The sequence below is a fragment of the Streptomyces sp. NPDC036984 genome (genome assembly GCF_055607665.1).
In genome coordinates this window covers 15274-37127 of sequence record NZ_JBVJRL010000034.1, presented here as the reverse complement: position 1 = coordinate 37127, position 21854 = coordinate 15274, and the positions used below count along the sequence as shown (strand labels likewise).

At 71.3% G+C, this 21854-nt stretch carries 23 protein-coding genes and 2 pseudogenes; 20 read left to right on the top strand and 5 right to left on the bottom strand.

The features are described from left to right. Positions 1-81: 81 nt before the first annotated feature. From ACZ7DL_RS36830 to ACZ7DL_RS36800, 7 genes are all read left to right on the top strand, one after another. Positions 82-1620, top strand: coding sequence for an ATP-dependent DNA ligase (locus ACZ7DL_RS36830; protein WP_470781113.1), 1539 nt, complete (start codon positions 82-84; stop codon positions 1618-1620). After that, positions 1617-2090 (top strand): NUDIX hydrolase, encoded by a 474-nt coding sequence (locus ACZ7DL_RS36825; RefSeq protein ID WP_470781110.1) that lies wholly within the window; start codon positions 1617-1619, stop codon positions 2088-2090. The genes ACZ7DL_RS36830 and ACZ7DL_RS36825 overlap by 4 nt, the downstream gene beginning before the upstream one ends. Positions 2091-2166: 76 nt before the next feature. Next, complete coding sequence (locus ACZ7DL_RS36820; protein ID WP_470781107.1) at positions 2167-3552, top strand: NADP-dependent succinic semialdehyde dehydrogenase; 1386 nt, start codon at positions 2167-2169, stop codon at positions 3550-3552. 26 nt (positions 3553-3578) lie between these two features. Next, positions 3579-3812, top strand: a complete 234-nt coding sequence (locus ACZ7DL_RS36815) for a DUF6213 family protein (protein WP_360749383.1) — start codon at positions 3579-3581, stop codon at positions 3810-3812. Between the two features lie 174 nt (positions 3813-3986). Continuing rightward, positions 3987-5051 carry a type III polyketide synthase gene (locus ACZ7DL_RS36810; RefSeq protein WP_470781105.1) on the top strand — a complete coding sequence of 355 codons (1065 nt, stop codon included), beginning with the start codon at positions 3987-3989 and terminating at the stop codon, positions 5049-5051. Beyond that, entirely contained in the window at positions 5048-6268 is a 1221-nt protein-coding gene (locus ACZ7DL_RS36805) for a cytochrome P450 (RefSeq protein ID WP_470781104.1), read from the top strand. The genes ACZ7DL_RS36810 and ACZ7DL_RS36805 overlap by 4 nt, the downstream gene beginning before the upstream one ends. A gap of 7 nt (positions 6269-6275) precedes the next feature. After that, the gene (locus ACZ7DL_RS36800; protein WP_470781102.1) at positions 6276-6797 is read left to right on the top strand and encodes a cupin domain-containing protein; all 522 of its coding nucleotides are present in this window, start codon (positions 6276-6278) and stop codon (positions 6795-6797) included. Here ACZ7DL_RS36800 and ACZ7DL_RS36795 read toward each other — a convergent pair. Next, a complete protein-coding gene (locus tag ACZ7DL_RS36795) occupies positions 6794-8020 on the bottom strand; it encodes an acyl-CoA dehydrogenase family protein (protein ID WP_470781099.1) in 1227 nt (408 codons plus the stop codon). The genes ACZ7DL_RS36800 and ACZ7DL_RS36795 overlap by 4 nt on opposite strands. A gap of 169 nt (positions 8021-8189) precedes the next feature. Between ACZ7DL_RS36795 and ACZ7DL_RS36790 the strand changes: the two genes are divergently transcribed. Continuing rightward, complete coding sequence (locus tag ACZ7DL_RS36790; protein WP_470781096.1) at positions 8190-8834, top strand: TetR/AcrR family transcriptional regulator; 645 nt, start codon at positions 8190-8192, stop codon at positions 8832-8834. An 11-nt stretch (positions 8835-8845) separates the two neighbouring features. Here ACZ7DL_RS36790 and def read toward each other — a convergent pair whose 3' ends face one another. Further along, complete coding sequence (gene def, locus ACZ7DL_RS36785; protein WP_470781094.1) at positions 8846-9421, bottom strand: peptide deformylase; 576 nt, start codon at positions 9419-9421, stop codon at positions 8846-8848. 152 nt (positions 9422-9573) lie between these two features. Between def and ACZ7DL_RS36780 the strand changes: the two genes are divergently transcribed. The 8 genes from ACZ7DL_RS36780 to rocD all read left to right on the top strand — a co-directional run bounded on the left by ACZ7DL_RS36780 (position 9574) and on the right by rocD (position 16941). Beyond that, positions 9574-10812 (top strand): MurT ligase domain-containing protein, encoded by a 1239-nt coding sequence (locus ACZ7DL_RS36780; protein ID WP_470781092.1) that lies wholly within the window; start codon positions 9574-9576, stop codon positions 10810-10812. Positions 10813-10832: 20 nt separating this feature from the next. Next, on the top strand, positions 10833-11561 hold the full coding sequence (locus tag ACZ7DL_RS36775) for a type 1 glutamine amidotransferase (RefSeq protein ID WP_030775198.1): 729 nt from the start codon (positions 10833-10835) through the stop codon (positions 11559-11561). A gap of 293 nt (positions 11562-11854) precedes the next feature. Then, complete coding sequence (locus tag ACZ7DL_RS36770; RefSeq protein ID WP_470781089.1) at positions 11855-12880, top strand: 6-phosphofructokinase; 1026 nt, start codon at positions 11855-11857, stop codon at positions 12878-12880. A gap of 127 nt (positions 12881-13007) precedes the next feature. Continuing rightward, the gene (locus tag ACZ7DL_RS36765) at positions 13008-13958 is read left to right on the top strand and encodes a cytochrome c oxidase assembly protein (RefSeq protein WP_470781087.1); all 951 of its coding nucleotides are present in this window, start codon (positions 13008-13010) and stop codon (positions 13956-13958) included. Positions 13959-14070: 112 nt separating this feature from the next. Next, positions 14071-14238: a hypothetical protein gene (locus ACZ7DL_RS36760; RefSeq protein ID WP_361694189.1), complete on the top strand. Its 168-nt coding sequence runs from the start codon at positions 14071-14073 to the stop codon at positions 14236-14238. 37 nt (positions 14239-14275) lie between these two features. Further along, on the top strand, positions 14276-14761 hold the full coding sequence (locus tag ACZ7DL_RS36755) for an Lrp/AsnC family transcriptional regulator (protein WP_470781084.1): 486 nt from the start codon (positions 14276-14278) through the stop codon (positions 14759-14761). 153 nt (positions 14762-14914) lie between these two features. After that, a complete protein-coding gene (gene ddaH / locus ACZ7DL_RS36750) occupies positions 14915-15724 on the top strand; it encodes a dimethylargininase (protein ID WP_470781082.1) in 810 nt (269 codons plus the stop codon). Then, the gene (gene rocD, locus ACZ7DL_RS36745) at positions 15724-16941 is read left to right on the top strand and encodes an ornithine--oxo-acid transaminase (protein WP_470781080.1); all 1218 of its coding nucleotides are present in this window, start codon (positions 15724-15726) and stop codon (positions 16939-16941) included. Before ddaH ends, rocD begins: the two co-directional genes overlap by 1 nt. A gap of 52 nt (positions 16942-16993) precedes the next feature. Here rocD and ACZ7DL_RS36740 read toward each other — a convergent pair whose 3' ends face one another. Then, positions 16994-17608: a DUF305 domain-containing protein gene (locus ACZ7DL_RS36740; RefSeq protein WP_470781076.1), complete on the bottom strand. Its 615-nt coding sequence runs from the start codon at positions 17606-17608 to the stop codon at positions 16994-16996. A gap of 92 nt (positions 17609-17700) precedes the next feature. After that, positions 17701-18102 (bottom strand): DUF6153 family protein, encoded by a 402-nt coding sequence (locus ACZ7DL_RS36735; RefSeq protein ID WP_470781074.1) that lies wholly within the window; start codon positions 18100-18102, stop codon positions 17701-17703. A gap of 294 nt (positions 18103-18396) precedes the next feature. Here ACZ7DL_RS36735 and ACZ7DL_RS36730 point away from each other — a divergent pair, with 294 nt between their 5' ends. Beyond that, positions 18397-18744 (top strand): VOC family protein, encoded by a 348-nt coding sequence (locus tag ACZ7DL_RS36730; RefSeq protein ID WP_470781072.1) that lies wholly within the window; start codon positions 18397-18399, stop codon positions 18742-18744. Between the two features lie 102 nt (positions 18745-18846). Here ACZ7DL_RS36730 and ACZ7DL_RS36725 read toward each other — a convergent pair. Further along, a pseudogene (locus tag ACZ7DL_RS36725) lies at positions 18847-19011 on the bottom strand (transposase); the annotation flags it as partial. A 12-nt stretch (positions 19012-19023) separates the two neighbouring features. Between ACZ7DL_RS36725 and ACZ7DL_RS36720 the strand changes: the two are divergent. From ACZ7DL_RS36720 to ACZ7DL_RS36710, 3 genes and pseudogenes are all read left to right on the top strand, one after another. Then, positions 19024-19170 (top strand): annotated as a pseudogene (locus ACZ7DL_RS36720) (carbonyl reductase); the annotation flags it as partial. A gap of 609 nt (positions 19171-19779) precedes the next feature. Continuing rightward, positions 19780-20400 carry a hypothetical protein gene (locus tag ACZ7DL_RS36715; RefSeq protein ID WP_470781070.1) on the top strand — a complete coding sequence of 207 codons (621 nt, stop codon included), beginning with the start codon at positions 19780-19782 and terminating at the stop codon, positions 20398-20400. Between the two features lie 37 nt (positions 20401-20437). Further along, entirely contained in the window at positions 20438-21841 is a 1404-nt protein-coding gene (locus tag ACZ7DL_RS36710) for a cytochrome P450 (protein WP_470781069.1), read from the top strand. Positions 21842-21854 lie beyond the last annotated feature (13 nt).

The following is a 21854-nucleotide window of genomic DNA, read 5'->3' as shown; positions in this document are numbered from 1 at the left end:
TCACCATGCACGCGCAGATCACCACGCACGCGCACGGAACGGAACCGCGCACCCGGCAGAGCGCTGAGGCACGATGACTGCATGCTGCTGACCCGGTTGGCCCAGGTGTCCCGGGAGGTCGCCGCGACAGCGGCGCGGTCCCGGAAGATCGCGTTGCTCGCGGAGCTGTTCCGGGACGCGGAGGCGGACGACGTGCCGATCGTCATCCCCTATCTGGCCGGACGGCTGCCGCAGGGCCGGCTCGGCGTCGGCTGGAAGGTGCTGAGCCGCCCGGTCCGGCCGGCCGCCGAGCCCTCCCTCACCGTGCGCGAGGTCGACACCCGGCTCACCGAGCTGGGCAAGGTGTCCGGGCCCGGCTCACAGGCGGAGCGAACCCGGATCGTCGGCGAGCTGATGGGCGCGGCGACCGAGGAGGAGCAGCGCTTCCTGCTCGGCCTGCTCACCGGTGAGGTCCGGCAGGGCGCCCTGGACGCGGTCGCCGTGGAAGGCCTCGCCCAGGCCACCGGCGCGGGCCCGGCGGACGTACGGCGGGCGGTGATGCTCGCGGGGTCGCTCCAGACGGTGGCCCAGGCCCTGCTCGGCGAGGGGTCGGCGGCGCTGGAGCGGTTCCGGCTCACCGTGGGCCGCCCGGTGCTGCCGATGCTGGCGCACAGCGCGTCCTCGGTCGCCGAGGCGGTGCAGAAGCTGGGCGCGTGCGCGGTGGAGGAGAAGCTGGACGGCATCCGGGTCCAGGTCCACCGGGACGGCGACACGGTACGGATCCACACCCGCACCCTGGACGACATCACCGACCGGCTGCCCGAGGTGACGGCCGCCGCGCTGGGGTTGCGGGGCGAGCGGTTCATCCTGGACGGCGAGGTGATCTCCTTCGACGCCGCCGGCCGGCCCCGGTCCTTCCAGGAGACGGCGGGCCGCGTCGGCTCCCGGACGGACGTGGCGAAGGCCGCCGAGGAGACTCCGGTCTCCCCCGTCTTCTTCGACGCCCTCTCGGTCGACGGCCGTGACCTGCTCGACCTGCCCTTCGTCGAGCGGCACGCGGAGCTTGCCCGGCTGGTGCCCGAGCCGATGCGGGTCCGGCGCGCGGTGGCCGCGGGCCCGGCGGACACCCCGGAGGCGGAACGGTTCCTCGCCGAGACCCTGGCCCGCGGCCACGAGGGCGTGGTGGTCAAGGCGCTGGACGCGCCGTACAGCGCGGGCCGGCGCGGCGCGTCCTGGCTGAAGGTCAAGCCCGTCCACACGCTCGACCTGGTGGTGCTGGCCGCCGAGTGGGGCCACGGCCGCCGCACCGGCAAGCTGTCCAACCTCCACCTCGGCGCCCGCGACCCGGACGGCGGCTTCGCGATGCTCGGCAAGACCTTCAAGGGCATGACGGACGCGATGCTCGCCTGGCAGACCGAGAAGCTCCAGGAGCTGGCCGTCGAGGACAACGGCTGGGTGGTCAGGGTGCGCCCCGAACTCGTCGTGGAGATCGCCTACGACGGCCTCCAGCGCTCCTCCCGCTACCCGGCCGGCGTCACCCTCCGCTTCGCCCGCGTGGTCCGCTACCGCGAGGACAAGCGCCCCGAGGAAGCCGATACCGTGGAGGCCCTGCTGGCGGCCCACCCGGAGGTCACACCGTGACGGTGCGCACGACGAAGCGCAGTGCCGGACTGCTGTTGTTCCGCCCTACCGATCGTGGGCCTGAGGTGTTGCTGGGCCATATGGGAGGCCCGCTCTGGGCGAAGAAGGAAGCGGGCGCGTGGACCGTGCCCAAGGGCGAGTACGAGCCGGACGAGCCGGCCTGGGAGGCGGCCCGGCGGGAGTTCCAGGAGGAGCTGGGGCTGACGCCGCCGGACGGGGAGGCCGTACCGCTGGGCGAGGTCGTCCAGCGCAACGGCAAGATCGTCACGGCGTGGGCGGTGGAGGCGGATCTCGACCCGGCGACGATCAACCCCGGGACCTTCACCATGGAGTGGCCACCGCGGTCCGGCCGCATCCAGGAGTTCCCGGAGCTGGACCGGGTGGCGTGGTTCGGGCTGGACCGGGCCCGTGAGGTGATCATCACGGCGCAGGCCGCGTTTCTCGACCGGCTGGCGGAGCACTCGGGCTGACCGCAGACCTGTCGCGTTGCGACTTGCCGGGCCGCGCGCGAAGGTCGAGACAAGCCCGCTCCCAGGGAGGTCAGCCATGCCCATCGCGACGGTGAACCCGGCGAACGGCGAGACGCTCAAGACGTACGAGCCCATGGACGAGGAGGAGCTGGAACGCCGGCTCCAGCTCGCCGAGGCCACCTTCCGCACGTACCGGACGACCTCGTTCGCCGACCGCGCCCAGCTGCTGGACAAGGCCGCCGACCTGCTGGACGAGGACCAGCGGGAGATCGGCCGCGTCATGACCACCGAGATGGGCAAGCCCGTCAAGCAGGCCCGTGCGGAGGCCGCGAAGTGCGCCAAGGCGATGCGGTGGTACGCCGGGCACGCGGAGGCGCTGCTGGCCGACGAGGAGCCCGCCGAGGCCGATGTGCAGGACTCCGGGGCCTCGCGGGTACGGGTGCGGTACCGGCCGCTCGGCCCGGTGCTCGCGGTGATGCCCTGGAACTTCCCCCTCTGGCAGGTCGTCCGGTTCGCCGCGCCCGCGCTGATGGCGGGCAACGTGGGCCTGCTCAAACACGCTTCCAACGTTCCCCAGACGGCCCTGTACCTGGAGGACCTGTACCACCGGGCCGGTTTCCGCGAGGGCTGTTTCCAGACGCTGCTGATCGGTTCCGGCGCGGTGGACGACATCCTGCGCGACGAGCGCGTGAAGGCCGCCACCCTCACCGGCAGCGAACCGGCGGGCCGGGCGGTCGCCTCCACCTCCGGGGAGATGATCAAGAAGACGGTGCTGGAGCTGGGTGGCAGCGACCCGTACGTCGTCATGCCCTCCGCGGACCTGGACCGCGCGGCCCAGGTCGCGGTGACCGCCCGCGTGCAGAACAACGGGCAGTCCTGCATCGCCGCCAAGCGGTTCATCGTGCACACCGACGTCTACGACGCGTTCGCCGAGAAGTTCGTCGCCGGCATGAAGGCGCTCAAGATCGGCGACCCGCTGGCGGAGGACACCGAGATCGGGCCGCTGGCCAGCGAGCAGGGCAGGAACGATCTGGAAGAGCTGGTGGACGACGCCAGGCGGAGCGGGGCCGAGGTGCTGTGCGGCGGGCAGCGGCCGGACGGACCCGGCTGGTACTACCCGCCGACCGTCCTCGCCGGCATCACGCGGGAGATGCGCATCCACCGCGAGGAGGCGTTCGGGCCGGTGGCCACGCTCTACCGGGCGGACGACCTGGACGAGGCGGTCCTCATCGCCAACGACTCGCCGTTCGGACTGAGTTCGAACGTGTGGACGCGGGACGAGAACGAGGTGGAGCGGTTCGCCCGGGACCTGGAGGCCGGTGCGGTGTACGTCAACGGGATGACCGCCTCGCATCCGGCGTTCCCGTTCGGCGGTGTGAAGCGGTCCGGGTACGGGCGTGAGCTGTCCGGGCACGGAATCCGGGAGTTCTGCAACATCACCACGGTTTGGCAGGGTGCGTGAGCGCTGCGCGGCTACCATCCCGTTTTGTGAACCGCGAAGTGACCCTGCCTCTGATCGTCGACGACCGCGGTGCCTTGCAGGTGTCCGCGGCCGACGTGAGTAAGTTGTTGCGGACCGTGGGGGCGCGGTGGCTGCATCTTGTCGAAGCCGGGGAGCAGGGGCTGGACGAGGACACCGTCGCCGCACTGACCATCGAGCTGGCGAAGCTGGCCGACCGTATCGACGTGGCGTGCATCGCGCACAGCAGTGGGGCGCCGTAACGGTCGTCACCGCGTTTTCCCTCGTCCGGCGGCATGAATCGCCCTTCGCGCCGGACCTCGGGGTCCCCGGTTCGGAGTAATCCAGCGCGAGATCGTCGTCCTCCCGGGTGACGGTGGGTGGAGCACCCAAGAGGTGTGGACCACCTTCCGGACAGCGGAAAGCAGGGACGGTTCATGGCGACTTTGTGCAGACCCTCGGTGTCGGTCCCGGAGCACGTGATCACGATGGAGGAGACGCTGGAGCTGGCGCGCTCCCGCCACCCGGACCACCCCCAACTGCCACTGGCGCTCAGGCTGATCGAGAACACCGGCGTCAGGACGCGGCACATCGTGCAGCCCATCGAGGAGACCCTGAAGCACCCGGGCTTCGAGGAGCGCAACAAGCTCTACGAGGCCGAGGCCAAGGCTCGGGTCCCCGCGGTGATCCAGTGTGCGCTGGACGACGCGGAGCTGCTGACCAGCGACATCGATGTGATCATCTACGTGTCGTGCACGGGCTTCATGATGCCCTCGCTGACGGCCTGGCTGATCAACGAGATGGACTTCGACAGCACCACCCGCCAGCTCCCCATAGCCCAGCTGGGCTGTGCGGCCGGCGGTGCGGCGATCAACCGGGCCCACGACTTCTGCTCGGCCTACCCGAACGCCAACGCGCTGATCGTGGCCTGCGAGTTCTGCTCGCTGTGCTATCAGCCCACCGACCTCGGTGTCGGCTCGCTGCTCTCCAACGGCCTGTTCGGCGACGGCATCGCCGCGGCGGTGGTGCGCGGGAGCGGTGGTACGGGCGTCCGGCTGGAGCGCAACGGCTCGTATCTGATCCCGAAGACGGAGGACTGGATCGCCTACGACGTCCGGGCGACCGGCTTCCACTTCCTGCTCGACAAGCGGGTGCCGACGACGATGGAGCCGCTCGCCCCGGCGCTGAAGGACCTGGCAGGCGACCACGGCTGGGACGCCTCCGACCTGGACTTCTACATCATCCACGCGGGCGGCCCGCGAATACTCGACGACCTGAGCACCTTCCTCCAGGTCGACCCGCACGCGTTCCGGTTCAGCCGGGCCACGCTCACCGAGTACGGCAACATCGCCAGCGCCGTCGTCCTGGACGCGCTGCGCCGGCTGTTCGACGAGGGCGGCGCCGGGGACCGGGCCCGTGGACTCCTCGCCGGGTTCGGCCCCGGCATCACCGCCGAGATGACGGTGGGCCGCTGGGTCAGCTCGGGCGGAGACCGTCGATGACCGAGGAGACGGCGACCCTCACCGAGACGCTGCCGCCGATCCGGCACTGGCCGGCGCTCGACCTCCCCGGGACGGAGTTCGACCCGGTGCTGAGCGAGCTGATGGCCGAGGGCCCGGTCACCCGCGTCCAGCTGCCCAACGGCGAGGGCTGGGCCTGGCTGGTCACCCGGTACGACGACGTGCGCGCCGTGACCAACGACCCTCGCTTCAGCCGTGCGGCGGTCATGGACCGGCAGGTCACCCGGCTCGCCCCGCACTTCATCCCGGACCGGGACGCCGTGGGCTTCCTCGATCCGCCCGACCACACCCGGCTGCGCCGCTCGGTGGCCGCCGCGTTCACCGCCAAGGGCGTGGAGCGGGTGCGGCTGACGGCGCGCGCCCTGCTGGACGAGCTGGTGGACGAGCTGCTGCGGGGCGGCCCGCCCGCGGATCTCACCGCGGCGGTCCTCGGCCCGTTCCCGATCGCGGTGATCTGCGAGCTGATGGGCGTCCCGGCCGGCGACCGGCACGGCATGCACACCTGGACCCAGGTGATCCTGTCCTCCTCGCACGGCAAGGAGGTCAGCGAGAAGGCCAAGCGGGAGATGGCCGCGTACTTCTCCGACCTGATCGGGCTGCGCGAGAACGCCACCGGCGAGGACGTCACCTCGCTGCTCGGTGCCGCGGTGGGCCGCAGCGAGATCACGCTGGAGGAAGCCGTCGGGCTCGCCGTCCTCCTCCAGATCGGCGGCGAGGCGGTCACCGCCAACAGCGGGCAGATGTTCCATCTGCTGCTGACCCGCCCCGGGCTGGTGGAACGGCTGCGCGCGGAGCCGGGGATCCGCCCCCGGGCGATCGACGAACTGCTGCGCTACATCCCGCACCGCAACGCGGTCGGCCTGTCCCGGATCGCCCTGGAGGACGTGGTGATCGCGGGGATCCGCATCCGCGCGGGCGATCCGGTCTACGTCTCGTATCTGGCCGCCAACCGCGACCCGGACGTCTTCCCGGCCCCGGACACCATCGACCTCTCCCGCAGCCCGAACCCGCATGTGGCGTTCGGCTTCGGCCCGCACTACTGCCCGGGCGGCATGCTGGCCCGGCTGGAGGAGGAACTCCTGATGGACGCCCTGCTGGACCGCGTGCCGGGCCTCAGGCTGGCCGTACCGCCGGACCAGGTCCCCTTCAAGAAGGGCGCGTTGATCCGTGGGCCCGAGGCACTGCCGGTGACCTGGTGAGCGGCCCATGACGGAGACCGAGGGACTGTACGTACCGCCGGGCCACGGCCGCGTCGTCGCGACGCCGGCCCAGCGGGTGACCTTCAAGGTCACCGGCACCCACTCCCGGATGGCCTCCACCTTCGAGGTGGAGGTCCCGCCGGGCTTCGACGTCGGCGCTCATGTGCACGCGCGCAGCGAGGAGTTGTTCTACGTCCTCGAAGGCGAACTGGACGTGCTCGCCTTCGAGCCACGCGTCCGCACCCCCGACAACTGGCGGTCGTGGGAGTCGCGTTCCGGCAGCCGGGTGGTGCGGGCGACACCGGGCACGGTCATCGTCGTACCCCCGGGCTGCCCGCACGCCTTCGCGAACCCGACGGAGAGCCCGGCGAAGATGTTCTTCCAGGCCTCTCCGCCGCCGGACCACGAGCGCTATTTCGAGGAGCTGCTGGAGATCCTCGGCAACGGCGGCCCCCCGGACCAGGAGGCCATCGAGGCGCTGCGGGCCAAGTACGACATCGAGCAGCTGACGCCGCTCAGGCATCGTTAGCGCAGGGGCATGCCCGAGAGGGTGCGGGCGATCACCAGCCGCTGGATCTCGCTCGTGCCCTCGAAGATCGTGTAGATGGCCGCGTCCCTGTGCATGCGCTCGACGGGGTACTCCCTGGTGTAGCCGTTACCGCCGAGGATCTGGATGGCCTGGGCCGTGACCTTCTTCGCCGTCTCGCTCGCGAACAGCTTCGACATCGACCCCTCGGCCGCGGTGAACGGCTTGCCGTTGATCGCCATCCACGACGCACGCCACACCAGCAGCCGGGCCGCGTCGATCTGCGTCCGCATGTCGGCCAGCTGGAAGGCCACACCCTGGTTGTCGATGATCGGCCGCCCGAACTGTTCGCGGGTCTTCGCGTAGTCGAGGGCGACCTCGTAGGCGGCCCGGGCGGTGCCCACCGCCATCGCGCCCACGGCCGGCCGCGAGGCCTCGAAGGTGGCCATCGCCGCGTTCTTCACACGCTCACCGCCGGCCTTCGCCCTCTCCCGGGCCCGGGCCAGCCGCTCGTCCAGCTTCTCCTTGCCGCCGAGCAGGCAGGAGCCGGGGACGCGCACGTTGTCGAGGATGACCTCGGCGGTGTGCGAGGCGCGGATGCCGTGCTTCTTGAACTTCTGCCCCTGGGAGAGACCGGGCGCACCGGGCGGGACGATGAAGGACGCGTGGCCCTTGGAGCCCAGCTCCGGGTCGACCACGGCGACGACGACGTGGACGTTGGCGATGCCGCCGTTGGTCGCCCAGGTCTTCGTGCCGTTGATCACCCACTCGTCCTTGGCCTCGTCGTACACGGCGCGCGTGCGCATGGAGGCGACGTCGGAGCCGGCGTCGGGCTCGGAGGAGCAGAAGGCGGCGACCTTGACGTCGTTCTGGTCGCCGTACATCTGCGGGATCCAGGTGCCGATCTGTTCCTCGGTTCCGTTGGCGAGGACGCCCACGGCGGCCAGGCCGGTGCCCACAATGGACAGGGCGATGCCCGCGTCGCCCCAGAACAGCTCCTCCATGGCCATCGGGATGCCGAGCCCGGTGGGGTCGAAGTACTGCTGCGCGTAGAAGTCGAGGGAGTAGATGCCGACCTTCGCGGCCTCCTGGATGACCGGCCAGGGAGTCTCCTCGCGCTCGTCCCACTCGGCCGCCGCCGGGCGGATCACGTCCGCGGCGAAGCCATGGAGCCAGTCCCGGACTTCCTTCTGTTCGTCGTTCAGCTCCATGGTGAACTCGGCCATGTCCCCTCCAGCGGCGCGGCGCGGTGTTACTTACGGTAACAGGAGTCTGTTACTGATCGGTAGGAAAAGTCAACCGCGGATGACGCCTCGGCATCCCGTTCGATGTCAGGGGCCCAGTCAGTGTTAGTTTGCGCAGGCGTCACCGAATCAGCACGGGTGGGGAGAGCACATGGACACCACGCAGCGGACCGATCAGCAGCGGTCCGCCGACCGCCGACGGCGCGAGCTGCTGGAGGCCGCCGACCGGGTGGTGCTGCGCGACGGCCCGCAGGCGTCGATGAACGCCATCGCCGCGGAAGCGGGCATCACGAAGCCGATCCTGTACCGGCACTTCGGCGACAAGGGCGGTCTTTACGCAGCGCTTGCCAAGCGGCACACCGACGCACTGCTCGATTCCCTGCGGGCAGCGCTGGACGCGCCCGCCGACCGGCGCGAGCGGGTCGAGTCCACGCTCGACACGTACCTCGCCGCCATCGAGGCGCGACCTCAGGTGTACCGGTTCCTGATGCACCCGGCGGAGGGCGGCGCGGGCGGGGACCACGGCTTCGACGTCGGCAAGCACAGCGCGCCGCTGCTGCGCAGGATGGGCGAGGAGCTGGCCCAGGTCATCGAGGAGCGGGTGGACCTCGGGCCGGAGAGCCAGCAGCTGGCCCGGGTGTGGGGGCACGGGATCGTCGGCATGATGCATGCGGCGGGTGACTGGTGGCTGGGCGAACGCCCTTGCTCCCGCGCCGAGTTGGTGCGGTCCCTGGCCGACCTGTTGTGGGGTCGCCTTGCTGCCGCGGGAGACAGGGTGGGCGGTCCGGGGTTCTGAGAGTCGTGCCTTCAGGCGCGGGTGTGTGGAGGCCGAGCCGGACCACTCGCCCGGTGCCACGAGGCTCGGGAGATCTGCCTCATCAGTCGTCGCTTGCGCCAGCCCGTGAGGTGGTCCGCGTACACGCGGCCCGCCAAGTGATCACATTCGTGTTGCAAGCATCTGGCAAAGAAGCCGGTGCCGTGCACGGTGACCGGGTCCCCGGTCACCGTGAAGCCCTCGACCACCGCGTGGTCGTAGCGCTCGGTCCCCGCCTCCAGACCCGGCAGGGAGAGGCAGCCCTCCGGGCCCCGGATCACCACGCCGTCGGTCTGCACCAGGCGGGGGTTCACCACATGGCCGAGGTGCCGGACGTCCTCGTCGTCCGGACAGTCGTACACGAACACCCGCAAAGGCACTCCGATTTGGTTCGCGGCCAGGCCCACCCCCTGCGCCGCGTACATCGTGGCGAACAGGTCCTCCACGAGGACCGCCAGCTCGGGACCGAAGTCGGTGACGTCCCGGCACGGCTCGCCGAGCGGTGCCTCGCCGAGCAGGGTGAGAGGCCGGACGCGCCCGTGGGCGCCCGGAATGGATCCGTGTCGCATGGCGGCAAGGGTACGGTTCGTTCAGCTCATGCCCGTCGCCGAAGACGTGGGCCGGGATTCGGGTGTGCGAATGGATCTCGATAGGCTGAGGCCCACACCACGTTGCCGGATGGCCCCAGGCGCGGCGCGTACGCAAGGAGGATCGAGAACTGATGGCAGGCAACTCGGACCCGCTCTCGCCGCGGGCCAAGCTGGCCGTGACCGCGGGTAAGGCGGTCGCTGCGGCATCCCGCGCCGCAGGGCGCGGCAGCGGGTCGGTGATCGGTGGCCGGGTCGCACTGAAACTCGACCCCGACCTGCTCGGGCGGCTCGCCCAGAACCTGGACGTCGTCCTGGTCTCCGCCACCAACGGCAAGACCACGACCACCCGGCTCATCGCCGAGGCGCTGCGCGCCGCGGGCCCGGTCGTGTCCAACGCGCTCGGCGCCAACATGCCGGCCGGCATCACCTCGGCGCTGGCGGGCGGCTCGGACGCCAAGTTCGGCGTCATCGAGGTCGACGAGAAGTACCTGGCCGGTGTGGCCCGGGACACCGACCCGAAGTGCATCGCCCTGCTGAACCTCTCCCGCGACCAGCTGGACCGCGCCGCCGAGACCCGCATGCTCGCGGAGAACTGGCGTGAGGGCCTGGCCGGGTCCAAGGCGGTCGTCGTCGCCAACTGCGACGACCCGCTGGTTGTGTGGGCCGCGTCCTCCTCCGCGAATGTGATCTGGGTCGCGGCCGGGCAGATGTGGCAGGAGGACGCCTGGTCCTGCCCGTCGTGCGGTGGCGTGATGCAGCGCCCCGGCGACGACTGGTACTGCGGCCAGTGCGGCTTCCGCCGGCCCACGCCGACCTGGGCGCTGTCCGGGGACCACGTGCTGGATCCGCACGGCTCCGCCTGGCCGATCCACCTCCAGCTGCCGGGCCGCGCCAACAAGGCGAACGCGGCCAGCTCCGCGGCCGTCGCCGCCGTCTTCGGGGTGCCGCCGCAGGTCGCCCTGGAGCGGATGTACCAGGTGCAGGCAGTGGCCGGGCGGTACGACGTCGTCCAGTTCCAGAACCGCGATCTGCGGCTGCTGCTGGCGAAGAACCCGGCCGGCTGGCTGGAGACGTTCTCCCTGATCGACCCGCCGCCCGCGCCGGTGATCCTGTCCGTGAACGCCCGCGGCGCCGACGGCACCGACACCTCCTGGCTGTGGGACGTCGACTACACCCGGCTGACCGGCCACCCGATCTTCGTCATCGGCGACCGGAAGCTGGACCTGGCCGTCCGTCTGGAGGTCGCGAACCAGCACTTCCAGGTCTGCGACAACATCGACCAGGCCGTGCAGATGTGCCCGCCGGGCCGGATCGAGGTCATCGCGAACTACACCGCGTTCCAGGACCTGCGCCGCCGCGTCGGCAACTGATCTTCGAAGGGCGATCATTCATGAGCGACAACCAACTGCGGCTGGTGTGGATCTACCCGGACCTGCTGAGCACCTACGGCGACCAGGGCAACGCGCTCGTCGTGGAGCGGCGGGCCCGGCAGCGCGGCCTGGACGTGGCCCGGCTGGACGTGCGCAGCGACCAGCCGATCCCGACCTCCGGCGACATCTACCTGATCGGCGGCGGCGAGGACCGGCCGCAGCGGCTCGCGGCCGAGCGGCTGCGTCGCGACGGCCATCTGCACCGGGCGGTGGAGAACGGCGCGATCGTCTTCTCCGTCTGCGCCGGCTACCAGATCCTCGGCCACGAGTTCATCAACGACCTCGGCCAGCGGGAGCCGGGCCTCGGCCTGCTCGACGTGGTCTCGGTGCGCGGCGAGGGCGAGCGGTGCGTCGGTGACGTGCTGGGCGACATCGACCCGCAGCTCGGGCTGCCCCCGCTGACCGGCTTCGAGAACCACCAGGGTGTCACCCACCTCGGTCCCACGGCCCGCCCCTTCGCCCGGGTCAAGATCGGCAAGGGCAACGGAACCGGGGACGGCACGGAGGGCGCGTACAACGGGACGGTCTTCGGCACGTACATGCACGGCCCGGTCCTCGCCCGTAACCCGCTGATCGCCGACCTGCTGCTGAAGCTGGCGCTCGACGTCAACGCACTCCCGCCGATCGACGACCGCTGGTACGAGGCGCTGCGCAACGAGCGCATCGCGGCTGCGCAGCAGCCTGCGTAGGGACAGCTGCGCAGCAGCCTGCGTACGTACAGCTGCTGCGCAGCAGCCTGCATAGATAGCGCTGCGCAGCAGCCTGCGGGACCCGCTTTTCCGGCGGGATTCGGCGGGGTTTCACCGTGGTCCGGCAGGCTCGTGGCGGGCCCGCCTGACGGTCCGTCCGCTCACATGTGCGGGCGCGTCCAGCAGGCGGACGCCCGCTACGGAGCCACCCCCTCTCGCCGGTAGGGTGACCCGGAATCCGCCGGACAACGTGGTCCGGTTACCCGGCCCACGTTGAGAAGGTATTACGGGCTATGCGCATTGGTGTCCTCACGTCCGGCGGCGACTGCCCCGGCCTGAACGCCGTCATCCGGTCCGTCGTGCACCGTGCCGTCGCCGACCACGGCGACGAGGTCATCGGTTTCCGGGACGGCTGGAAGGGCCTCCTGGAGTGCGAATATCTGAAGCTCGACCTCGACGCCGTGGGCGGCATCCTGGCCCGCGGCGGCACCATCCTCGGTTCCTCCCGGGTCCGCCCGGAGCATCTGCGGGACGGGGTGGAGCGGGCCAAGGGCCATGTCGCGGAACTCGGCCTCGACGCGATCATCCCGATCGGCGGTGAGGGCACGCTGAAGGCGGCCCGTCTGCTGTCGGACAACGGGCTGCCCATCGTGGGCGTGCCCAAGACCATCGACAACGACATCGCCGTCACGGACGTCACCTTCGGCTTCGACACCGCGGTGACCGTGGCGACCGAGGCCCTGGACCGGCTGAAGACCACCGCCGAGTCGCACCAGCGCGTGCTGATCGTGGAGGTCATGGGCCGGCACACCGGCTGGATCGCGCTGCACTCCGGCATGGCGGCCGGCGCCCACGCCATCGTCGTACCCGAGCGGCCCTTCGACATCGAGGAGTTGACGAAGAAGGTCGGCGAGCGGTTCGAGGCGGGCAAGCGGTTCGCCATCGTCGTCGCCGCGGAGGGCGCCAAGCCGCGGCCCGGCTCCATGGAGTTCGACGAGGGCGGCAAGGACGTCTATGGCCACGAGCGCTTCGCCGGGATCGCCCGGCAGCTGTCGGTCGAGCTGGAGCAGCGGCTCGGCAAGGAGGCCCGGCCGGTGATCCTCGGGCATGTCCAGCGGGGCGGCACGCCGACGGCGTACGACCGGGTGCTCGCGACCCGGTTCGGCTGGTACGCGGTGGAGGCCGTGCACCGGGGCGAGTTCGGCAAGATGACGGCCCTGCGCGGGACGGACATCGTGATGGTGCCGCTGGCGCAGGCCGTGGAGACCCTGAAGACGGTGCCGGCGCAGCGGTACGACGAGGCGGAGTGCGTCCTGTGAGGCGGTAGTCCAGGCGAGAACAAACCGGCCCCGGTCACAGTGGTGACCGGGGCCGGTTCTACTCTTGGTGCGGACACAGACAGCTGTGGACAGACACCGCACAACCGCACGAACCAGGAGCCATCGGATGGATCACAGCGGCCACGGCATGATGACGGATCTGCCGCCGTTCACGCTGGGGCGGGGGCTCCAGTGGTCGGCGGACCCGTTCTTCCTCGTGGCCTGTGTGGCCGGCCTGGCCCTGTACGGCTGGGGCGTGCTGCGGTTGCGGCGTCGCGGTGATGCCTGGCCCCTCTCGCGGACCGTCTCGTACGTCGTCGGCGTGCTCACCATCGCGCTGGTGATGTGCACCAAGCTGAACGACTACGGCATGGTCATGTTCAGCGTGCACATGGTGCAGCACATGGTGATCAGCATGCTGTCGCCGATCCTGATCCTGCTCGGCGCGCCGGTCACGCTGGCGCTGCGCGCGCTGCCGACCACCGGCCAGGGCCGCAAGGGTCCGCGCGAGCTGCTGCTGATGCTGCTGCACAGCCGGTACATGCGGATCATCACCCATCCGGCGTTCACCATCCCGCTGTTCATCGCGAGCCTGTACGCCTTGTACTTCTCCCCGCTGTTCGACTTCCTGATGGGCTCCAGGGCCGGGCACATCGCGATGATGGTGCACTTCCTCGCGGTCGGTGTCGTTTTCTTCTGGCCGATCATCGGCATCGACCCCGGTCCGCACCGGCCGGGCCATCTGATGCGGATGCTGGAGCTGTTCGCGGGCATGCCGTTCCACGCGTTCTTCGGCATCGCCCTGATGATGGCGTCGACGCCGATGGTGGACACCTTCAAGCACCCGCCCGCCTCGCTCGGCATCGATGCGCTGTCCGACCAGAGCGCGGCGGGCGGCATCGCCTGGGCGTTCAGCGAGATCCCGTCGGTGCTGGTACTGATCGCCCTGCTGTTCCAGTGGTACGGCTCCGAGCAGCGGCAGGCCAAGCGCAAGGACCGGGCCGCCGACCGGGACGGCGACAACGAGCTGGAGGCGTACAACGCCTATCTGGCCTCGCTCAACGCGCGCGAGGGCTGAACGCGGGGGGGGCTGCGCGCGGGGGCTGCGCACCTGAGCCGGTCCGCCGTATCCCGTCCGGGCGGGAATCAGGGCACCATGGTCGGGGACGGACCATGAGGAGGGTGTCGCGATGCCCGGTTCCACGAACGGTTCCACCAAGGCGATGGGGGCGATGACCGTCGGCGGGCTCGTCCTCGTGACGGCCTACACGGTCGCGCTCGGCAGCAACGGCTGGCTGTGGTTCGGCTGGGTGGTGCTGGGGCTGCTGACGCTCGCCACGGTCGTCACCCAGTCGTAGCGCCGCCCGCGCGGGCGTGGCTGATTACAGTGCCCGCATGAACAGCAGGGCTGCGTCCTTCGACGACCTCGACGGCAAGATCATCACCGCGCTCATGGCGAACGCCCGGACCAGTTTCGCCGAGATCGGCGCGGGCGTCGGGCTGTCCGCCACGGCGGTCAAGCGGCGCGTGGACCGGCTGCGCGAGACCGGGGTGATCACCGGGTTCACGGCGACGGTCAAGCCCTCCGCGCTGGGCTGGCGCACGGAGGCGTACGTCGAGGTGTACTGCGAGGGCGCGGCCCCGCCCCGGCGCCTGGCGGAGGTGGTCCGCAACCATCCGGAGATCGCGGCGGCGATGACGGTGACCGGCGGCGCCGACGCGCTGCTGCACGTGCGGGCCCGGGACGTGGAGCACTTCGAGGAGGTGCTGGAGCGGATCCGCGCCGAGCCGTTCATCCGGAAGACGATCAGCGTGATGGTGCTGTCCCACCTTCTCCCGGACAGTCCGGAAGCGGGAGCCACCCACCCGGCCCCCGAGTGACCCGGAGAGCGCGCAGGACTCGTGCGTCACCACGAGAAACAACGCAGCGATGCTGCGCATCTACGCAGCTTTTCGCGCTTGTCGCGCGTCTGCCTCCCTTCCTACCGTGGTGTCACCCCTCAGTGACACACAGGAAAGCGGAGGAAACCCTCTGTGTCCGAAAGCCGTGTGCCGCGTTCCCGGCGCTTCCTCGTCTGTGAACCCAGACACTTCGCCGTCCAGTACGCGATCAACCCCTGGATGCATCCCGACAAGCCGGTCGACGTGGACCTGGCCCAGGAGCAGTGGCAGGCGCTGATCCGCGCCTACCGGGCCCACGGCCACACCGTCGACTCCGTCGATCCGGTCCCGGGCCTGCCCGACATGGTGTTCGCCGCCAACGCGGCGTTCGTGGTCGGCGGCCGGGTCTTCGGCTCCCTGTTCCACGCCCCCGAGCGGCGCCCGGAGTCGGAGCACTACGACACCTGGTTCAAGGCGGCGGGCTACGACGTGTACCGCCCGGAGTCGGTGACCGAGGGCGAGGGCGACCTCGTGTGGACGGGCCGGTACGTGCTCGCCGGCACCGGGTTCCGCACCACGCGCGAGGCGCACCGGGAGGCACAGGAGTTCCTCGGCCACCCGGTGATCGGCCTGACGCTGGTGGACCCGTACTTCTACCACCTGGACACGGCGCTGTTCGTCCTCGACGACGACAACGTCTGCTACTACCCGGAGGCGTTCTCACCGGGCAGCCGGGAGGTGCTGCAGCGCCTGTATCCGGACGCGGTGCTCGCCACTCGCGAGGACGCCATGGCGTTCGGCCTGAACTCCGTCTCCGACGGCCGGCACGTGTACATCGCCCCCAAGGCCGAGGCGCTGGCCGAACGCCTCGCCGACCACGGTTACGTCCCCGTCCCCGTCGACCTGTCGGAGTTCCACAAGGCCGGCGGTGGCATCAAGTGCTGCACCCAGGAGATCCGCTGATGACCGCACCCGCGCGCACCCGTACGTCCGACGACCTGATCCGCGCGGAGGATCCGGTTCTCGCGCACAACTACCACCCGCTGCCCGTGGTCGTGGCCCGGGCCGAGGGCACCTGGGTGGAGGACGTCGAGGGCAACCGCTACCTCGACATGCTGGCCGGCTACTCCGCCCTCAACTTCGGCCACCGGCACCCGGCGCTGATCGAGGCCGCCCACCGCCAGCTCGACCGGCTCACCCTCACCTCCCGCGCCTTCCACAACGACCGGCTGGCCGAGTTCGCCGAGCGGCTCGCGGAGCTGACCGGCCTGGACATGGTGCTGCCGATGAACACCGGCGCGGAGGCGGTGGAGAGCGGCATCAAGGTGGCCCGCAAGTGGGCGTACGACGTGAAGGGCGTCCCGGCCGACCGGGCGACCATCGTGGTCGCGGCGGAGAACTTCCACGGCCGTACGACGACCATCGTCAGCTTCTCCACGGACGAGACGGCCCGCGCCGGCTTCGGCCCCTTCACGCCCGGCTTCCGGATCGTGCCGTACAACGACCTGGCCGCGCTGGAGGCGGCGGTGGACGACACGACGGCGGCGGTGCTGCTCGAGCCCATCCAGGGCGAGGCGGGCGTGATCATCCCGGACGAGGGCTATCTCGCCGGGGTGCGGGAGCTGACCCGCCGCAAGGGCTGCCTGTTCATCGCGGACGAGATCCAGTCGGGCCTCGGCCGCACGGGCCGTACCCTCGCCGTCGAGCACGAGGACGTCGTCCCGGACGTGCTGCTGCTCGGCAAGGCGCTGGGCGGCGGCATCGTGCCGGTGTCGGCGGTGGTGGCCCGGCGCGAGGTGCTGGGCGTGCTGCGCCCGGGCGAGCACGGCTCGACGTTCGGCGGCAACCCGCTCGCGGCGGCGGTCGGTACGGCCGTGGTCGAGCTGCTGGAGACCGGTGAGTTCCAGCGCCGGGCGGCGGAGCTGGGGGTGATCCTTCGGGACGGGCTGACCGAGCTGGTCGGCAGGGGCGTGACCGGCTTCCGCGCGCGCGGGCTGTGGGCCGGCGTGGACGTCGACCCGGCCCTCGGCACCGGCCGTGAGATCAGCGAGCGCCTCATGCGCGAGGGGATCCTGGTCAAGGACACCCACGGGTCCACGATCCGGCTGGCGCCGCCGCTGACCATCACGGCGGAGGAGCTGCGGTCCGCGCTGGCGGCCCTGGCGAAGGTGCTGGGCTGAGGGACGGGCGGGCGGGGGGCGGTGGCGGCACCGGCCCCCGCCCGTCGTACGGTCAGCTCGTGCCGAGGAGCTGCTTCATCTCCTTGATCTCGGCGTTCTGGGCGGCGACGATGGCGTCCGCCATGGCCTTGGCGGCGCTGTCCTTGCCCTTCCCCTTCTCGGTGGTGGCCATCTCGACGGCGCCCTGGTGGTGCTCGACCATCAGGGACAGGAACTTCGTGTCGAAGTCCTTGCCGGTGGCCTTCTCCAGGGCCGTCATGTCGGCGTCGCTCATCATCCCGGACATGCCGGAGTGACCCGAGTGGTCCATGCCGGCCATGGGCACCTGCTCGCCCCAGCTCTTCAGCCAGCCGGTCATGGTGCGGATCTCCGGGTCCTGCGCCTTCTCGATACGCGAGGCGAGGTCCTTCACCCGGACCGAGGCGGCCCGGTCGTCGGCGAGCCGCGCCATCTCCAGGGCCTGCCGGTGGTGCGGGATCATGCCCTGCACGAAGGCGACGTCCTGGGCGTTGTGCGCGGCGGCGGACGCGCTCGGGGTGGCGGAGGTGCCGTGGCCGGTGTGGCCGCCGCTGTCGCTGTCGCCGCTGCCGCAGGCGGCCAGGACAAGGGCGCTGGTCACGGCGACCGTGGCGAGGGCGGCGCGGCGCGTCAGGGTACGGGTGGTCATGCGGGAACTCCTGCTGCTGTGAAGGGATTTCGGGCACGCGTGGGCACGACCGCGGCACCTGCGTACGGCAGGGCGGGCGGCCGTGGCGGCCTCTAGATCCGCAGGAGCTGGAGTTCGGCCAGGTCGGGCGGCGCACGGGCGCCGTCGGGCGCGGTGGCCGGGCCGGAGCGCGGGCAGGCGGCCGCCGCCAGGGCGGCCACCGGGTCGGGGACCAGTGCGGGCGGCTGCGGGCCGCCGCCGACCGCGCCCGAGGCGCAGCTGGGGTCGGCGTGGTGCGGCCGGTGGCCACCGCAGTGCCCGTCACCGCCGGGACAGTCGTCCGGTGCGGTGACGGCGACCACACCGTGTGCGGGCCGGGCGTGGTCCGCGTGTCCCAGGCCCCCGCCGGGGGCCAGCGCGTGCATGCCGAACAGCCCGGCCAGCACAGCCAGCACGAGCAGCGCGCGATGCCGCCGCTGGGGCGGTCGCGGGGCGTGCGGTCCGGTGCCGGTCATCGGGGACATGGTACGGGCCCCGGGAACGGACGCCGGGCAGGGGCACACCGGCCTCGGCCGCCGGTTCCCGCGCCCGGTCGGCGTGACGGGGTCGGGCGGTTACCGACTCCCCGGAACGCCACAGCCCTGGACCGTCATGGGCGCCGCCGCGCGTGTTGTTCCGTGGTCATGAGGGGGCGAGGCCCGTCGTCATGAGGGGGCTGAGGCGTGTATCGAAAGTGGGTGCGGCGGCGAACGGGCCGTAGTACTCCTGGGGAGACACAAAGACAGGTTCGTTCTCGTTTGGAGTCATCGATGGCCGTTCGCCGTGTCGTGCCCAACATCCGGTCGGAGGCCGTGCAGAAGAGCCGGGAGTTTTATGGTCTGCTGGGCTTCGAGGAGGTCATGAACCACGGCTGGATCATGACGCTCGCCTCACCGTCCAGCCCGGCAGCGCAGGTCAGCGTCATGACCAGCGACAAGTCCGCGCCTGTCGCCCCCGACATGAGCGTCGAGGTGGACGACGTGGATGCGGCTTATGAGGTCATGCGGGAGAGCGGTGCGGAGATCATTCACCCCTTGCAGGACGAGGAGTGGGGCGTGCGGCGGTTCTTCGTTCGCGACCCCAGCGGACGGGTGGTCAACGTACTGGGCCACCGCTGACGGTCCCTCCGCGGTGCTGGTCACAGCCACTCGTCGATGGCGGCGACCAGGACGGTCGCTTCGTAGCGGACGGCGAGTTTCGTCAGCGAAGGTCCGATGCCAGGCGCCGTTCCGCTGCCAGCGGCGGAACAGATCGCACGCCCGACCCCAGGGCCCGTACCGTTCCGGGACAACCCGCCACGGCGCCCCGGTCCGCGTCCGCCACCATATGCCGCCGATCAGCTGCCGCCTGGCGCACTGCGCATCCGTCAGATCTCCGCGTGCCACGAGGAAAGATCATCCCAGGCCGCCGCGGCCGTGCTCGATCTGGTCTTCGCCGAAGGCGTCGAACCCGCCCTGTACGGCGAGTTGGTGCGCTTCGGCAAGGCCCTGGACTGGCACGCCGGCACACCCCCGGTGGATCAGGACCGGATGCTCACGCCCTGAACGCTTGGTGTCGCATGGTGCACTCGGACGGAACGGTACATAGGGAGGCGCACGCCGTCCGGCGTGCGCCTTGTTGACGTCGACGACGTGCTGCCCGGTCATCTTGGCGACGAGCGTGAGGTCCGCCTCGCCGCGCGCCTGGGCCGGTTCGGCGGCGCCGGCGGTGGAGGTGCAGGTGAGCAGCGCGGTGAAGGTGGCGAGGGCGACGGTCGATCCGATTCCGGCCGCCTTGAGAAAGCGCATGGAAACTCCTGTGGGGGGTTCGACTGTGGGGCGCGTTGGCGTCGACGATCAGCCAACACGATCGTGTTCGTACCCACCCGACCGGCGGTGCAATGAGGCGAATAACCCCATTCACCCTATGTCTCGGCGAGTTGACGGTGGTGCTATCTCGCGACGATCCCACCGCGAGCGGAGGGACACCGAAACGGTCGCGATCGTCTGGGGTTGCGTAGGCGCGGAATAGGGGTGTGACCCAAGTCAGGGGTCGCCTCGCCTGTACAGCGATGTGTGCGGCCGATCCAATGGACGCCGTGCCGCCGGGAGTCGCGTGAAGGGTCCGCGACCCGGTACCGGCGGCGGGGTCGTTCCCCTGGAGGTGATGTCGCGGTGACCTATGTCGATCAGGACAGCAGCAGGACGGGACCGGCGCGGCGGGCGCTGAGCGCGGCCCGACGGGCGCGGGCGTTGGCGTCCGCGATGGCGGCGGCCGCCGCCGAAACCGAGCGTGCGGTCGAGGCTGCGGCCGGAACGGACAACGCGGCGGCCGCCGCCGAACTCGGAAAGGCGCTGACCGACGCCTCCCGGCGTACAAGCGCCGCCGCCGAGGACGCCGGAGCGGCGGCGTTGTCCGCCGCCCGGGCCTCGACCGCCGAGCGCGCGCGGGAGGCAGCCGCCGATACGTCCGCGGCCGCCGCCGACGCCGCCGCGGCGGGAGCCCAGGCGGCCCGCATCACCGAGGCGGCCACGGTCGCCGCCGCGGAGGCCGCCGCCGGCACCGGTACAGCGGACATGATGGCCGCCGCGGCAGCGCACACCAGGCAGGCGTCCGCCGAGGCCGCCATGATCGCCGAGGCGGCCGTCGAGGCGGCGCGGGCGGCCCGGGAGGCGGTCGGGTCCGAGACCGACGAGGACGGGGTCCGGTGCCGACGGGCGGACGACACCGAGGCGGCGGTCCTGCGGCTCTACGAGGACACCCCGTGGCTGCGCAAGCACCTCCCTGACGCGTGAGGCGGCCCGCGATGACGACGGCGAAGGAAGAGGCACGATGACCGAGACCGGCCAGGCCGGGGCCGGACCGGAGCCTCCGGCGGGACGGCCCGAACCGGGCGGGACCGGAGCGCAGACGCGGAAGCCCGACGCGGCCTTCGTGGCGGGCGCAGCGCCCGGACGGGTCCCGCTGCTGGGGCACGGCCCCATACTGCTGCGCCGGCCACTGCCGTTCCTCGCGTCGCTGCCCTCCCACGGGGATCTGGTGGAGGTCCGGGTGGGGCCGATGCCGTTCCACGTGGTCTGCCACCCCGAACTCGCCCATCACGTCCTGACCTCGGACCGCGTCTTCGACAAGGGCGGCCCGATGTTCAGCAAGCTGCGCGATCTGGTGGGCGACGGGCTGGCGTCCTGTCCGCACGCCCGGCACCGCCGCCTGCGGCGGCTCATCCAGCCGGCCTTCCACGCCGACCGGTTTCCCGGCTACGCCGAGGTGATGACCTCGCAGACGCTCGCGGTGACGCAGCGCTGGCGCCACGGCCAAGTCGTGGATCTGCACGATCAGTTGCTGGCGGTCAGCGCCCGTTCCCTGGCCGGCACGATCTTCACCGCCGAGCACTGCGCGGATGCCGTGGCCGCCGCGGTCCCGTTCGCGCAGACGATCACGAGCGGCCTGACCGCCCACCTCCTCACGCCCACGGCCTTGAGGTCGGTACCCACCCCCGCCAAGCGTCGCTTCGCCCGGCGGACCGCGGACCTGCGTACGGCCGTGCTGGGGGCGATCGACCGGTACCGCCGGGACGGCGTCGACCGGGGTGACCTGCTGTCGATCCTGCTGGCGGAGCACGACGGCGACCGGCTCACGGACGAGGAGGTCTTCACCGAGGTCGTCGGGATGGCCATCGCGGGCGTCGAGACCGTCGCCTCCACCCTCGACTGGGCCTTCCGCCTGCTGTACCGGCACCCCGAGATCGAGCGGCGGCTGCACGCCGAGATCGACCGGGTGCTCGACGGCCGTGCACCGACCTGGGCGGATCTTCCCTCGCTGGAGCTGACCGGCCGGGTGTTCCGCGAGGCACTGCGGCTGTTCCCCTCGGACTGGCTGCTCACCCGGGTCACCACCGAGGACACCCGGCTCGCAGGGCGCGCCCTGCCGGCCGGAAGCATCGTCGCGTTCAGCGGCTACGCCGTCCACCAGCGGGCCGACCTGTATCCGCGGCCGACGGTCTTCGACCCCGACCGCTGGGCCGATCCGCGGCTCCCCCGCGGCGGGTTCCTCTCCTTCGGCGGCGGCGGCCGCAAGTGCATCGGCGACGTCTTCGGTACGGTCGAGGGCACCCTGGCGCTCGCTGTCATCGCCGGCCGCTGGCAGCTCGCGCCGGCCCGTCCGGTCCGGGTACGGCCGATGCCCCGGACGCAGCGGGCGGCGCTGGGGTATCCCATGCGGGTCACCGCCCGCTGACGTGGGGGTGAAG

Bases quoted from the DNA above. Each gene is read 5' to 3' on its own strand.
- ACZ7DL_RS36795 (WP_470781099.1), bottom strand. From the start codon at position 8,020: ATGGCCGAGTTCACCATGGAGCTGAACGACGAACAGAAGGAAGTCCGG.
- ACZ7DL_RS36760 (WP_361694189.1), top strand. From the start codon at position 14,071: ATGCCCGGTTCCACGAACGGTTCCACCAAGGCGATGGGGGCGATGACC.
- ACZ7DL_RS36820 (WP_470781107.1), top strand. From the start codon at position 2,167: ATGCCCATCGCGACGGTGAACCCGGCGAACGGCGAGACGCTCAAGACG.
- ACZ7DL_RS36770 (WP_470781089.1), top strand. From the start codon at position 11,855: ATGCGCATTGGTGTCCTCACGTCCGGCGGCGACTGCCCCGGCCTGAAC.
- ACZ7DL_RS36800 (WP_470781102.1), top strand. From the start codon at position 6,276: ATGACGGAGACCGAGGGACTGTACGTACCGCCGGGCCACGGCCGCGTC.
- ACZ7DL_RS36780 (WP_470781092.1), top strand. From the start codon at position 9,574: ATGGCAGGCAACTCGGACCCGCTCTCGCCGCGGGCCAAGCTGGCCGTG.
- ACZ7DL_RS36810 (WP_470781105.1), top strand. From the start codon at position 3,987: ATGGCGACTTTGTGCAGACCCTCGGTGTCGGTCCCGGAGCACGTGATC.
- ACZ7DL_RS36805 (WP_470781104.1), top strand. From the start codon at position 5,048: ATGACCGAGGAGACGGCGACCCTCACCGAGACGCTGCCGCCGATCCGG.
- ACZ7DL_RS36740 (WP_470781076.1), bottom strand. From the start codon at position 17,608: ATGACCACCCGTACCCTGACGCGCCGCGCCGCCCTCGCCACGGTCGCC.
- rocD (WP_470781080.1), top strand. From the start codon at position 15,724: ATGACCGCACCCGCGCGCACCCGTACGTCCGACGACCTGATCCGCGCG.
- ACZ7DL_RS36765 (WP_470781087.1), top strand. From the start codon at position 13,008: ATGGATCACAGCGGCCACGGCATGATGACGGATCTGCCGCCGTTCACG.
- ACZ7DL_RS36735 (WP_470781074.1), bottom strand. From the start codon at position 18,102: ATGACCGGCACCGGACCGCACGCCCCGCGACCGCCCCAGCGGCGGCAT.
- ACZ7DL_RS36830 (WP_470781113.1), top strand. From the start codon at position 82: ATGCTGCTGACCCGGTTGGCCCAGGTGTCCCGGGAGGTCGCCGCGACA.
- ACZ7DL_RS36790 (WP_470781096.1), top strand. From the start codon at position 8,190: ATGGACACCACGCAGCGGACCGATCAGCAGCGGTCCGCCGACCGCCGA.
- ACZ7DL_RS36775 (WP_030775198.1), top strand. From the start codon at position 10,833: ATGAGCGACAACCAACTGCGGCTGGTGTGGATCTACCCGGACCTGCTG.
- ACZ7DL_RS36755 (WP_470781084.1), top strand. From the start codon at position 14,276: ATGAACAGCAGGGCTGCGTCCTTCGACGACCTCGACGGCAAGATCATC.
- ACZ7DL_RS36730 (WP_470781072.1), top strand. From the start codon at position 18,397: ATGGCCGTTCGCCGTGTCGTGCCCAACATCCGGTCGGAGGCCGTGCAG.
- def (WP_470781094.1), bottom strand. From the start codon at position 9,421: ATGCGACACGGATCCATTCCGGGCGCCCACGGGCGCGTCCGGCCTCTC.
- ACZ7DL_RS36710 (WP_470781069.1), top strand. From the start codon at position 20,438: ATGACCGAGACCGGCCAGGCCGGGGCCGGACCGGAGCCTCCGGCGGGA.